The 12,897-nt window shown below is 64.9% G+C and carries 13 protein-coding genes; 7 read left to right on the top strand and 6 right to left on the bottom strand.

What is annotated here, in order from left to right:
* Positions 1–210: 210 nt before the first annotated feature.
* The 6 genes from RBB42_RS19865 to RBB42_RS19890 are packed head-to-tail and all read right to left on the bottom strand — an operon-like array spanning position 211 to position 6,036.
* Complete coding sequence (locus tag RBB42_RS19865; RefSeq protein WP_306043799.1) at positions 211–2,550, bottom strand: heavy metal translocating P-type ATPase; 2,340 nt, start codon at positions 2,548–2,550, stop codon at positions 211–213.
* Between the two features lie 50 nt (positions 2,551–2,600).
* The gene (locus RBB42_RS19870) at positions 2,601–3,914 is read right to left on the bottom strand and encodes an APC family permease (RefSeq protein WP_306043800.1); all 1,314 of its coding nucleotides are present in this window, start codon (positions 3,912–3,914) and stop codon (positions 2,601–2,603) included.
* Entirely contained in the window at positions 3,911–4,603 is a 693-nt protein-coding gene (locus RBB42_RS19875) for a TVP38/TMEM64 family protein (protein WP_306043801.1), read from the bottom strand. Before RBB42_RS19875 ends, RBB42_RS19870 begins: the two co-directional genes overlap by 4 nt.
* Position 4,604: 1 nt before the next feature.
* Entirely contained in the window at positions 4,605–5,015 is a 411-nt protein-coding gene (locus RBB42_RS19880) for a rhodanese-like domain-containing protein (protein ID WP_306043802.1), read from the bottom strand.
* A gap of 52 nt (positions 5,016–5,067) precedes the next feature.
* On the bottom strand, positions 5,068–5,454 hold the full coding sequence (locus tag RBB42_RS19885; RefSeq protein ID WP_306043803.1) for a DUF302 domain-containing protein: 387 nt from the start codon (positions 5,452–5,454) through the stop codon (positions 5,068–5,070).
* Positions 5,455–5,514: 60 nt separating this feature from the next.
* Positions 5,515–6,036, bottom strand: a complete 522-nt coding sequence (locus RBB42_RS19890; RefSeq protein ID WP_306043804.1) for a calcium-binding protein — start codon at positions 6,034–6,036, stop codon at positions 5,515–5,517.
* A gap of 169 nt (positions 6,037–6,205) precedes the next feature.
* Here RBB42_RS19890 and RBB42_RS19895 point away from each other — a divergent pair, with 169 nt between their 5' ends.
* From RBB42_RS19895 to ccmI, 7 genes are read left to right on the top strand one after another with little or no spacing between them, the layout of a single operon-like run.
* A complete protein-coding gene (locus tag RBB42_RS19895) occupies positions 6,206–6,928 on the top strand; it encodes a response regulator (protein ID WP_306043805.1) in 723 nt (240 codons plus the stop codon).
* Complete coding sequence (locus tag RBB42_RS19900) at positions 6,925–8,334, top strand: ATP-binding protein (protein WP_306043806.1); 1,410 nt, start codon at positions 6,925–6,927, stop codon at positions 8,332–8,334. The genes RBB42_RS19895 and RBB42_RS19900 overlap by 4 nt, the downstream gene beginning before the upstream one ends.
* Positions 8,331–8,639, top strand: a complete 309-nt coding sequence (locus RBB42_RS19905) for an SHOCT domain-containing protein (protein WP_306043807.1) — start codon at positions 8,331–8,333, stop codon at positions 8,637–8,639. Before RBB42_RS19900 ends, RBB42_RS19905 begins: the two co-directional genes overlap by 4 nt.
* A gap of 27 nt (positions 8,640–8,666) precedes the next feature.
* Positions 8,667–10,661 (top strand): heme lyase CcmF/NrfE family subunit, encoded by a 1,995-nt coding sequence (locus RBB42_RS19910; RefSeq protein WP_306043808.1) that lies wholly within the window; start codon positions 8,667–8,669, stop codon positions 10,659–10,661.
* Between the two features lie 8 nt (positions 10,662–10,669).
* Positions 10,670–11,224 carry a DsbE family thiol:disulfide interchange protein gene (locus RBB42_RS19915; RefSeq protein ID WP_306043809.1) on the top strand — a complete coding sequence of 185 codons (555 nt, stop codon included), beginning with the start codon at positions 10,670–10,672 and terminating at the stop codon, positions 11,222–11,224.
* Positions 11,221–11,694 carry a cytochrome c-type biogenesis protein gene (locus tag RBB42_RS19920; protein ID WP_306043810.1) on the top strand — a complete coding sequence of 158 codons (474 nt, stop codon included), beginning with the start codon at positions 11,221–11,223 and terminating at the stop codon, positions 11,692–11,694. The genes RBB42_RS19915 and RBB42_RS19920 overlap by 4 nt, the downstream gene beginning before the upstream one ends.
* Positions 11,691–12,827 (top strand): c-type cytochrome biogenesis protein CcmI, encoded by a 1,137-nt coding sequence (ccmI, locus tag RBB42_RS19925; RefSeq protein ID WP_306043811.1) that lies wholly within the window; start codon positions 11,691–11,693, stop codon positions 12,825–12,827. Before RBB42_RS19920 ends, ccmI begins: the two co-directional genes overlap by 4 nt.
* Positions 12,828–12,897: the final 70 nt, after the last annotated feature.

Here is a 12,897-nt window from a genome sequence, read left to right on the forward strand (position 1 = left end):
TATGCAATGATGGCTCGATTGGGACCGAACAGAGGGCAATTCAATGACAACAACGATAGAAGACGAATGAATTCAAACTCTCGATCCGAAGCGAGGCAAGCGAGTGGCGATTGCAAAATGGCCGAATCTTTCGATGAGCACCATTTCCGGTATTCAAAGGCGACGAACGCAGACCTATTCTATCGGTATCTGGGCAGTATCTGCCTGGCCTCACAGGTCAACACGACGCAGCCTCAACGCATTGCCGATGACCGAAACGGAAGAAAGGCTCATCGCCGCAGCCGCGATCATCGGCGATAAAAGAAGCCCAAAGAACGGGTACAGTATGCCCGCCGCGATGGGCACGCCCGCCGCGTTGTAGGCAAAGGCGAAGAAGAGATTTTCCTTGATGTTGCGTAGCGTCGCAGTGGCAAGTTTGCGGGCGCGGACGATGCCGGTTAGATCGCCGCCCAAGAGCGTGATCCCGGCGCTTTCGACAGCCACGTCGGCGCCGGTGCCCATGGCAATCCCGACATCGGCGGCGGCAAGGGCAGGGGCGTCATTCACCCCGTCGCCCGCCATCGCGATATAGGCGCCTTGCGCGCGCAACTCCTCGACAAGGGCTTGCTTGTCCTCGGGCAATACGCCCGCGCGGACCTCGTCAATATCGAGCTGTCGCGCGACGGCTTCGGCGGTGCGCTGGTTGTCGCCCGTCGCCATGATGACCCGGAGGCCAAGCTCGTGCAGGTCGCGGATCGCGTCGGCGGTCGTCTCCTTGATCGGGTCGGCTACGGCAACCAGACCGGCCAGCGTTCCGTCAAGGGCGACATACATCGCCGTTTTGCCGTCCGCGCGCAGCGCATCGGCGGCCGCGTCCCCGGCAGAGGTGTCGATCCCCAGCGTCGCCATCAACGCTGGGTTGCCAAGCGCCACATCGCGGCCTTCGACCCGCCCGGTGACGCCCTTGCCCGTCACCGCATCGAACTGGGACGATGCGGGGCGCGGAGCGCCCCTGTCCTGCGCGCCCTTCAAGATCGCTTCGGCCAGAGGGTGTTCGGACCCGCGTTCCAGCGCGGCGGCATAGGCAAGCACGTCCGCCTCATTCGTGCCCGACAGGCCGACCACGTCGGTCAGGGTGGGCTTGCCCATGGTCAGCGTGCCGGTCTTGTCGACGATGACAGTATCGACGCGGGCCATGCGCTCCAGTGCCTCGGCGTCCTTGATCAGCACGCCCGCCTGCGCGCCACGCCCGGCGGCGGTGGTGATCGAGATCGGCGTAGCCAGCCCCAGCGCACAAGGGCAGGCGATGATCAGCACGGAAACGGCAGCTGTGATGGCAAAGGCCAGCGCCGGGTCAGGCCCGTTCAAAAGCCACGCAAAGAAGGCCAGCGTCGCGATACCGACCACAGTGGGCACGAAAACCGCCGAAACCCGGTCTGCCAGACCTTGGATCGGCGCGCGCGACCGGCGGGCGCTTGCGACCATGTCGACGATCTGGGAAAGCACGGTGTCGGCACCGACCTGCTTGGCGCGGATTGCCAGCGTGCCATTCTTGTTGATCGTGCCGCCGGTGACGCGGTCGCCTGCGGTCTTTTCGATGGGCACAGGTTCGCCGGTGATCATGCTTTCATCAACCGAGGACCGGCCCTCGACCACTTCGGCATCCACCGGAATGCTGTCGCCAGGACGGACGCGCAGCATGTCGCCCGCGACCACGTTTTCCAGCGGCGCATCGTATTCCTCGCCATCGGGCAGGATGCGGCGGGCGGTCTTTGGCGCAAGGTCCAGCAGAGCGCGGATCGCATCGCCTGTGCGCTCGCGGGCGCGCAATTCCAGCACCTGTCCGACAAAGATCAGCGCGACGATGACGACCGAGGCCTCGAAATAGGTGCCGACACCTTCGCCCATCCGGTAGTCATCGGGGAAGACGCCGGGCAGGAAGGTGGCAAAGATCGAATAGACATAGGCCGCCCCGACCCCAAGCGAGATCAACGTCCACATGTTGGGCGACAGGTTGCGAAACGAGTCCAGCCCGCGCTTGAAGAACGGTTGCGCAGCCCACAGGACGATGGGCGTGGCCAGCAAGAATTCGATGTAGGTCGCGACGCGGTGGCCGAGCCAGTCGCGGACGGGCAGGCCGACAAGTTCACCCATCGTCAGGATGACAAGGGGCGCCGCAGCAGCGGCGCTGATCCACATGCGGCGGGTGAAGTCGGTCAGTTCCTCGGAGGGTTCGTCGCCGGGTACCACCGGCTCCAGCGCCATTCCGCAGATTGGGCAAGCGCCCGGTTCGTCGCGGACGATCTCGGGGTGCATGGGGCAGGTCCATTGCGTGCCGGGTTGCGCCTGGTGCCCGGCCTTGTCGGCATTGCCGGAAGCGTAGTACCACGGGTCGGCCTTGAAACTGTCCTCGCACGACTCCGAGCAGAAGTGATACATCTCGTCGGCGAAGGTCTGCGTCCGGGTGTCGTCCTTGATCTCGACGGTCATGCCGCAGACCGGGTCCGTGGCCGTGCGGGCCTCGTCGGGGATCGGGGCGTGATGCGCATGGTGGTGGGCATGGTCGGACATATTCGGATTCCTTTCCCGGATCAGTCATGACTCCTCCAGCAACTGGAAGGTCAAGCGCTGTATTGGTGCTGCGCTTCAGGCGGGTGCCGTCGCAGAAAGACGTGCTCGAAGCCAAACACAACGGCCATTCCGACAAGCGCGATCAACACGATCCACGGGTCGGCCTGCCATTTCATCTCGGCAAAGGCGGCCAGGACAACGGCGTCCAGCCCGATGGCGGTCAGCAAGACCCAGCCTCGCGCGCCCACCTGCGTCCGCAGATTGCGGAACACCCCCCAGTGGATCAGCATGTCCATCACCAAATAAAAGAACGCCCCCAGCGACGCGATGCGCCCGAGGTCGAAGAAGATGGTCAGCAGCGCGGCAATCACAACCGTGTAGACCAGAGTGTGGTCGCGGATGACGCCGGGCATGCCGAAATGGCTGTGCGGGATCATCCGCATCTCGGTCAGCATGGCCAGCATGCGCGACACGGCAAAGACGCTGGCGATCAGGCCAGAGGCCGTCGCCACAAGCGCCAGACCAACGGTCAGGTAGAACCCCGTCTGCCCAAGGGCCGGTTCCGCCGCCTCGGCCAGCGCATAGTCCTGCGCAGCAACGATCCGGTCCAGCGGCAGACTGCTGCCAACGGCAAAAGCGACCAAAAGGTAGACCAGCGTGCAGACGGCGATGGAAACGATGATGGCACGGCCAACGTTGCGGTGCGGGTCTGTGATCTCGGCTCCGCTGTTGGTGATGGTCGTGAACCCCTTGAAGGCGAGGATCGCCAGCGCCATCGACGCGACAAAGCCGGTGATCCCGGTGTCTTGCTGTCCCCCGGTCGCCTCGAAGCTGACCCCGCCCGCCCAAAGCGCGGCAATTCCGAACACGGTGATGCCGCCGACCTTCAGCGCTGCCATCAGCACTGACAGCCAGCCGACGGACCGGTTGCCCGCGACATTGACCAGCCAGGCAAAGACGATCACTCCCACGCCAATGGCAGGCACCAGCCATGTGTCTCGCGGCATGTCGAGCCCGCGCAGCAGGTAGGTGGCAAAGGTCCGCGCTACGAGGCTTTCGTTGATGACCATCGACAGCGCCATCAGCAGGGCGGCCCCGGCGGCGACGGTCGTAGGACCATAGGCCTTTTGCAGGATCATCCCGATCCCTCCCGCAGAGGGGTAGGCGTTCGACATCTTGACATAGGTGTAGGCGCTGAAGGCGGTGACGACGGCCCCGGCGATGAAGGCAAAGGGAAAAAACGGCCCCGCCAAAGCTGCGATCTGACCGGTCAGCGCGAGGATCCCGGCGCCGATCATCACGCCGGTGCCCATGGCGATGGCATCTAGCAGGGTCAGGCTGTTCTTGCGAAAATCCGAACTCATTCCATGTTCCTCTTGTCGACGGGCCGAGCGCGTAAGGCCAGCACCATCAGCGGCACTGCCGTGACCAGCCCGAGGCCGAGGGCCAGCCATTCCGCCGACCCGAAATCGCCCTGCATGGCGATGCTGCCCACATGCGCCAGAACGAAGCTGGCAGGCAGGATGCCAGCCATCGTCGCCAGCGCAAAGCGCCAGGCGTGCAGGCGGCTCAGCCCGGCGGCATAGCTCATCGCGTCGAACGACACGAAAGGCAGGAGGCGGCTGACGAAAACCGTCAGCGTCAGCGCGTTCTGAGAGCCGAACAGCCCGCGATCTGCGTTGCGACCCAGTAGACGTTCGACCGTGCCACGCCCGAGGGTCCGAGCGAGGGCAAAGGCGATGACCGCTCCAATCTCGGACCCGATAGCGACATAGGCCGCCCCGGCATAGTGCCCATAAGCCGCGCCCGCAGCCAGCGCGATGGGGGCGCTGGGGATCGGGCTCGCGACAACGGCGGCGGTCATCAGCCCGACAACGGCAACAGGCCCCCACGGGCCAGCGGCATCGACCCAGGTTTCGATCTGCGCCCGCTCGATTGTCGGCATTTGGCCACCCAGAAGCCAGTACAGGGCCAGCGCGCCCAGCAGCGCCGCCGCGATCCACGCCCAGGGGCGGAGCGCCGCCTTGGGCTGATCCGCGCCCCGCACAGACATGTCAGACTAGCGCCTCTGGCAAGGATGCAAGCGCCGCGTCCAGCGGCACGACCGGCAACCCGGCAGCGATCCAGCCCGGCCCCACACCGGAGCCGAGCATCCCTTCGGAGATGTCGACATAGCCGGAGTAGCCCGCCCGCATCAACGCACCCAGCACCGACCGCGACCGCCCGCCGGTGGCGCAAATCAGCCCGACCGTGCGCTCTTCCGCCAAGGCGCGGGCTGCAAAGAGGCGGTCGGCAAAACGGGCTTCGTGCATGCTGATCGGCCAGACCCCGGCGCCGATCCCGGTTTCCTGCCATTCCTCGCGAGAGCGGATATCGATCACCCGCGAGGCATCATTCAGCAGCGCGTCATAGGCCTGATCGGCGGACCATACGCCCGTGCCCTGCGCGCGGGCGGGCAGTGTCAACAGCCCCCCGCCCAAGGCCGCCAGCCCGGTCAGCAAGAACCGTCGTGAGCAATCAGGCCGCATTGACGGCCCTCACCAGCATATCGCGCACCTGACCAGCGGTGGCGTGCAATTGGTCGTTGTCGATCGCCGCCATCGAAGCGACGGGATCAATGGCGCTGACCTCGGTGCCGCCCTCGACCTCGCGCAGGATGACGTTGCAGGGCAGCATCGCGCCGACGCGTGGTTCCAGCCCGAGGGCCTCATAGGCCATCTTGGGATTGCAGGCGCCAAGGATGCGGTAGCCGTCCATCTCGACGTCGATCTTCGTCTTCATCGTCGCTTTGACGTCGATTTCGGTCAGCACGCCGAACCCGGCCTCGGACAGGGCGGCGCGCACCCGCATGTCAGCGTCGTCGATCGACACTCCGCTCAGCAGGCGGTCATGGGTATAACTCATGGCAAGTCTCCTTTCAGTGCGGCATGGCCCGGTAGCGGGGGCCATGCCTGTGTAACTGGCTTATTCCTGCGTTGGATCCATCATGCCTGACTTGGGGCCAATCCGCCCAGCAATACCCTGCATTTCGGGGCCGGTGATCTTGCCGTCGCCGTCGGCATCAAGATGCTGGAACCGGTCAACCATCGTCTCGCGCATCATTTGTGCGTGCCAGTCAGCGAATTCCTCCAGGCTCAGGCTGCCATCCCCGTCGCCGTCATGGGACATCATGCTTTGCCGCATCATGTCCCCCATGCCGTCACCCGACGGGCCCATCATGGGACGCATCATCTGCATCATGTCGCGGTCCATCATGCCCATAGCGGAGGCCCCCATGCCCATCATCGGCAAATCGCCGCCCGCGTGCATCCGCATCATCATCTGCATCATGTTCTTGTGCATGTCCCCATTCATTTGGGGGCTGGCCATGTCTCTGCCCATCGGGCCGGCGCCGTTTCCGGTGTGGTGGTCTGCGTCCGCGAAGGCGGGCGCTGCGGTCAGTGCCAGAACGGCAAGAACAGAGGCGGCTTTTTTCAGTCGGGGCATCTTGTGCTCCTTTCAGTTGAGTATGGCGTTTCCGATCTTAGTCAAACGCCGTTTCGGGGCGACATGCAGCCCTGGTTTTGTAACGATCTGTCGCAAAGCCGGGGCGTGATACAAACCGCTACAAATCGACCGGTGAAGTTCTCGCGCCCGGTCCGTTAGAAGGGGGCACATGGGACAGCAACCGCATATCCTCGTGGTCGACGATCACGCCCAGATCCGCGAAAGCGTCACGCGGTTCCTGCAAAAGAACGGGCTGCGCGCCACGGCGGCCAAGGATGCGGCCGAAATGGATGCGTGCCTTGCGGTCGGCCAGTTCGACCTGATGGTGCTGGATGTCATGATGCCGGGCGAGGACGGGTTGTCCGTCTGTCGCCGCCTGTCGCCGCAGGGAAATCTACCGATCATCCTGCTGACCGCACTGGGCGAGGAAACCGACCGGATCGTCGGGCTGGAACTGGGGGCGGACGACTATCTGGCCAAGCCGTTCAACCCCCGCGAATTGCTTGCGCGGATCAAGTCGGTCCTGCGACGGACCTCTCGCGATGCCCCCATGGCCGGGCGACTGGCGGGTCAGACGGTGCGCTTTGCCCACTGGCTGCTGGACACCGACAGGCAGGTGCTGCGCGAAGACGCAGGCGCGGAAACGCCGCTGACCAGTGCCGAATTCAAGCTGCTGTCGGTCTTTCTGGAACGTCCGCGCATGGTGTTGAGCCGCGATCAGTTGCTGGACCTGACGGCGGGCCGTATGGCCGGACCGCTGGACCGCACCATCGACAACCAGATCAGCCGCCTGCGCCGCAAGATCGAACCCGACGTGCTGCGCCCCCGCATCATCAAGACTGTGCGCAATGGCGGCTACAGCCTTGCCTGCGATGTCGAGGCCGGGGCATGAGCCTGCGAGCGGCGATGACCCTGCGCTGGCAGTTGGTCCTGCTGATCGTGGCGGCGTTGACCGTGGCGCAGATTATCAGCTTGCTGCTGTTCGCAGACGAGCGCCGCCTCGCGATCCGCGCGGCGCTTGGCTTCGAGGCGGCGGGCCGCGCCGCCAATGTGGCGCGCCTGATCGAAGAGGCGCCGCCCGATCTGCACGCCTCGATCCTGCGGGCGGCCAATTCGCCCCTTGTGCGGTTCGACCTGTCTGAGACAGCCTTGGTCCAGCACACCGACCATTCCGATGGCGGGCTGGTCGAAAGCCGCATCCGCGCCCTGCTGGATGACAGCTACAGTCGCGACATCCGTGTCGAGCTGCACCAGATCGAGGGGCAACTGATGCCTCTCGCCAATCTGTCGCGCGAGATGACAGAGATGCACATGGCGATGATGCGGGGCGAGCTTACGGCCATCGAGATGAACCTGTCCATCGCCATTTCCGGGGGGCGCTGGCTGAACGTTGGGACGCGGTTCGAACGCCCGCCGATCCAATGGCCGCTGGAATCCATGCTGGCCTTTGCCCTGTCAGCCTCTGTGCTGCTGATCGTAGTAGTCTGGTTCGTCATGGCGCGGCTGACCGGACCGCTGCGGCGGCTGGCGCGGGCTGCGGACCGGCTGGGGCGGGGCGAGGACGTGCCCGAACTGCCAGTCGCCGGCCCGACGGAAGTCCGCGACCTGACGGTGTCCTTCAACCGGATGCAGGAACGCCTGACACGCTTCGTCAATGACCGGACACGGATGCTGGCGGCGCTGGGGCATGACCTGCGCTCGCCCTTGACGGCGATGCGGGTGCGCGCCGAAATGGTCGATGACGACGAAACGCGCGACAGCATCATCACCTCAGTTAAGGAAATGCAGGGCATGGTCGAGGCGACCCTGACATTCGCGCGTGGATTGACCGGGTCGGAGCCGCCCGAACGCGTCAACCTGCGCGACTACCTGGGCGGGCTGTGCCAAACCTTGCCCGCTGAGGTCGCCCTGAAGGGACCCGACGACACAGAACTGCACCTGCGCCCCAATGCCATGCGTCGCGCGCTACGCAACCTGATCGAGAACGCCCTGCGTTACGGCCAGGCGGCGCGGATCGACTGGCAAAAGACCGGCGGCGAAGTCGTGCTGACCCTCGACGACGACGGACCGGGTATCCCCGCAGACCAACTTGACAAGGTCTTTGACCCGTTCGTGCGGCTGGATGAGTCGCGCTCTCTGGAAACTGGTGGGCACGGGTTGGGGCTGTCGATCGCCCGAACGATCATCCAGTCGCATGGCGGCGATGTCACGCTGTCGAACCGGCCCGAAGGTGGGCTGCGGGCGCGGGTGCGGCTGCCGAGCGGACTTGCGGCAAACACCGAAAGGGAAACGCCATGAGACAGATCCTGATTGCACTGGGCGTGGCGATGGCCGCAGCCGGACATGCGGTGGCCGATGCCGGTGACGGCATGATGAAAGGCACCGGCATGGGGGGCTACGGGTTTGGCTTTGGTGGGTTCGGGATGCTGCTGTTCTGGGGGTTGGTGATTGCGGCTGTCGCTCTGGCCGTGATGCGGTTGTCGGGCCGCGGCGACACCGGGACAGCCGTGCCGGATGCGCTCGAGGAACTGCGCCTACGCTATGCGCGTGGCGAGATCGACGAAGAAGAATTCCAGCAACGCAAGGCTGCGCTGGACAAATAACCGCGACACCCCCGAGGAGGGCCGAGCATGATCCCGGAAATCGGACATTTTTCACTGGCATTGGCGCTGGCTCTTGCCGTCGTTCAGGGCGTGCTGCCAATGCTGGGCGCATCGCGGGGCAACCTGGTGTGGATGCAATCCGCGCAGTCCTCGGCTATGGGGCAGGTGGTTTTTGTCGGCCTGGCCTTTGCAGCGTTGATGCGCTCCTTCGTGGTCAGCGACTTTACCGTGCTGAACGTAGTTGAGAATTCGCATTCCCTGAAACCGATCTTGTTCAAGATCGCCGGCACATGGGGTTCTCATGAGGGCTCGCTGCTGCTGTGGGTGCTGATCCTTGCGGTCTTTGGCGCAAGCGTGGCGCTGTTTGGATCGAACATCCCCGCCGAGACGAAGGCGCGCGTCTTGTCGATTCAGGCCTGGATCAGCGTGGGTTTTCTGAGCTTCCTGCTGTTCACCTCGAACCCGTTCGAGCGGGTCTTTCCGCCACCCGCCAATGGCAACGACCTGAACCCGCTGTTGCAGGATATCGGTCTCGCCATGCATCCGCCGCTGCTGTATTTCGGCTATGTCGGCTTTTCCATTGTGTTCTCCTTTGCGGTGGCTGCCCTGCTTGAAGGGCGTGTCGACGCCGCGTGGGCGCGCTGGGTGCGGCCGTGGACGCTGGCCGCGTGGATCAGCCTGACGGCCGGGATCGCACTGGGATCGTGGTGGGCCTATTACGAGCTGGGCTGGGGCGGCTGGTGGTTCTGGGACCCGGTCGAGAATGTTAGCTTCATGCCGTGGCTGATGGGCACGGCGCTGCTGCATTCCGCCATCGTCACGGAAAAGCGCGACGCCTTCAAAAGCTGGACGATCCTGCTGGCGATCCTGACTTTTTCGCTGTCGCTGCTGGGCACGTTCATCGTGCGGTCGGGTCTGCTGACCTCGGTCCATGCCTTTGCCGTCGATCCGGAACGCGGGCTGTACATCCTTGGGCTTCTGGGCCTGTCCATCGGCGGGTCGCTGGCGCTGTATGCGTGGCGTGCCCCAGAAATGGAGGGCGGCGGCCTATTCAGGCCTGTCAGCCGCGAGGCGGGTCTGCTGCTCAACAACCTGATCCTCGCGGCGGCGACCGGGACGGTGCTGTTCGGAACGCTCTATCCGTTGCTGCTCGAGGCGCTGACCGGCGACAAGATCTCGGTAGGTCCACCGTTCTTCAACGCGGCCTTCGTGCCGATGATGTTGGTGCTCGTGCTGTTCATGGGGGTCGGGCCATTCCTGTCATGGAAGCGCGCGGACATCGCCGGAGTGCTGCAACGGGTGCGTTTCGTGGCGCTGCTGTGCGTGGCTGCGGCCTTGGTGCTGTGGTATGTGCAGACCGGTGCACCTGTTCTGGCCTATGTGGCAGTTGCGGCAGCGCTATGGCTGCTACTGGCGACTCTTCGGGAATGGGCCTTGCGGATCAAGCTGTTCGTCGCCCCGCTGACCGAGTCGGCTCGTCGCGCGCGCGCAGTGCCACGGGCCGCGCATGGCATGACGCTGGCCCATGCCGGGCTTGCGGTGATCATACTGGGAATGGTCGGGTCAAGCGCCTGGAAGAGCGAAGAAATCGCCTTTGTCCGGCCGGGGGACCGCGTCGAGATCGCCGGGTTCGAGGTGTTGTTCGAGGGTGTCGAACAGCGGCGCGGGCCGAATTACTTTGCCGATCAGGGTCGGCTGAAAGTCTGGCGCAATGGCAGCTACGTGACGACGCTGTTACCCGAACGGCGCAGCTATCCTGTGGCCCGGTCGACGACCACGGAATCCGCGATCCGGTCAACCCTCGCAGGCGATCTATACGCCTCGATCACCGAACCGGCCTCGGACGCGGCAGCCGAGGGCGGCGCGTGGACTTTGCGCATTCTTTATGAACCGTTGGTGAATTTTCTGTGGATCGGTGCGGGCATGCTGGTGCTGGGCGGTGCACTGTCGCTTTCGGACCGCCGCCTGCGCGTGGGAGCGCCGCGCCGGGCGCGGCGTCCGCATCCCCAGCCTGCCGAGTAGGAAAGACCATGAAACGCTTGATTGCCGGGCTGCCGCTGGTGCTAGCCGCCATACTTGGGGCCTTTTTCCTTTGGGGGCTGGACCCGGAACGTGATCCCAACAACATCCCTTCGGTTCTGATCACGCATCCGGTGCCGGACTTTGCGCTGGACCCGGTGCCGGGGCTCGACGTGCCGGGCCTTGCCACGGCGGACCTGTTGGGCAATCCCGGTCCCGTCGTGGTCAATGTCTTCGCCTCGTGGTGCGTGCCGTGTAAGGCCGAACACGCAGTCTTGTCGCGATTTGTCGAACGGGACGGGGTGCGCCTGATGGGCATCAACTACAAGGACAAGCCCAAGGACGCCGTGCGCTGGCTGGCCGAGTTGGGCAACCCCTACAGCGCCATCGGCTCTGACCTTGATGGGCGGGCGGGTATCGAATGGGGCATTTCCGGCGTTCCGGAAACCTTCATCGTCGGCGGCGACGGGACGGTGCTGTATCGCTATGTCGGGCCGATCGTGGGCGAGGACGCAGTGGCTAAATTCACGCTCGCCCTGCAGCAGGCACAAGGCGGCCTGTCATGAGGGCGGTGGTCATCGCGGCGCTTCTGGTGCTGTTGCCCATACTCGCACAGGCCGTAGAACCAGACGAAATCCTGGCCGATCCGGCGCTTGAGGCGCGCGCCCGCGAGATCTCCAAGCAGCTGCGCTGCGTGGTCTGCCAGAACCAGGACATCGACAGTTCGAATGCCGGGGTGGCGCGGGATTTGCGGCTGCTCGTGCGAGAACGGCTGACCGCGGGCGACAGCAACGTGGAGGTGGTCGACTACGTCCACGCGCGCTTTGGCGATTTCGTCTTGTTCAAACCACCGTTCACGCGCCGGACCGCGGTCCTGTGGCTTGCGCCGTTGGTCCTGGTCGCTGCGGCGCTGCTGGCCGGAGGGCTCAGTATTGGCCGGGCCCGACGCGTGCGCGCAGACGCGCCGCTCGATCCGGAAGACGAGGCGCGCATTGCTGCGGCCATGGATCGATATGGACAGGAGGGATCGGAATGATCTGGGGTATTTTCGCCGCCATGGCGCTTGGGGGTTTGACCATCGCGCTGCTTCCAATTCGGCGGGCAGGAGCGTCACTGATCCAGCGCGCCGACGCAGTTCCAGCGGTTCTTGTCGACCAGCTTGAAGAGGTCGACCGCGACATCGCGCGCGGTCTGGTCTCTGCACCCGAGGCCGACGCTGCGAAACAGGAAATCCGCCGCCGCATGGCGCAAGTTCTGCGGCGCGCAGACCAACAGTCCGTAGCGACGTCGGGTGGGCGCGGAGCGCTGTTCCTTGCGGCAGTCTTTGTCCCTGTTATGGCTTTTGGCTATTACGCGGTTGCCGGTGCGCCCGATGTGCCGGCGGTGGCCTTTGCCGACCGAGCTGACGAGCGCGCTGACACGCGCCGGATTGCCGAGGTGGCCGGACAATTGCGCGAAAAGCTGATGGCCGACCCCGACGGCGGCCCGACCAAGGGGTGGATGATGCTGGGACAGACCTATGTACGCATGGGCCGGTTCGACGAGGCCGTCACGGCCTTCCGGAGGGCCTCTGGCCGCGACGACGCGGAGTCGGCAACTTGGTCGATGCTGGCCGAGGCAATGATCCGGGCCAATGACGGCACCGTCACGCCGGACGCGGTGACGGCTTTGGACAGGTCGTTGACGCTGGACGTCTCGAACCCGGCGGCGGTGTTCTACCTTGCGATTGCGGACGCACAGGCGGGGGAGGTCGCGGCGGCCCATGACCGCCTGACCGCGCGACTGGCCGAGACGCCGGGGTATCAGCGCTGGATGGACACCTATATCGCGCAGGCCAATGCGTATGGGGAGACGCTCGGCCGGGCGCCCATCGCGTCGCGTGCGCCGGTCGCCCCCGGCCCCAGTGCCGCCGATATCGCCGCCGCGCAGGAGATGAGCGAAGGCGACAGGGCGGCTTTCATCCGGTCCATGGTGGATCGCCTCGCGACCCGGCTTCAGGATGAACCGGACGACGTGGACGGATGGCTGCGGCTGGCGAATGCCTTTGGCGTGCTGCATGAGATGGACAAGGCGCGGGAGGCTTATCTTCGCGCGGATGCGCTGATGCCTGAGGGTGATCCGCGCAAAGCTGACGTAAGGGCAAGCATCGCAGGCCTGGATAAGCCGTGATCAGTCCAAGGTGCCGGGTCGCCATGTCCATCGTAGACCATCATGTGTCAGGTGGATCGGGGCGAGCGGC

Source organism: Mameliella sp. MMSF_3455 (genome assembly GCF_030733205.1).
Taxonomy (GTDB): Bacteria; Pseudomonadota; Alphaproteobacteria; order Rhodobacterales; family Rhodobacteraceae; genus Antarctobacter.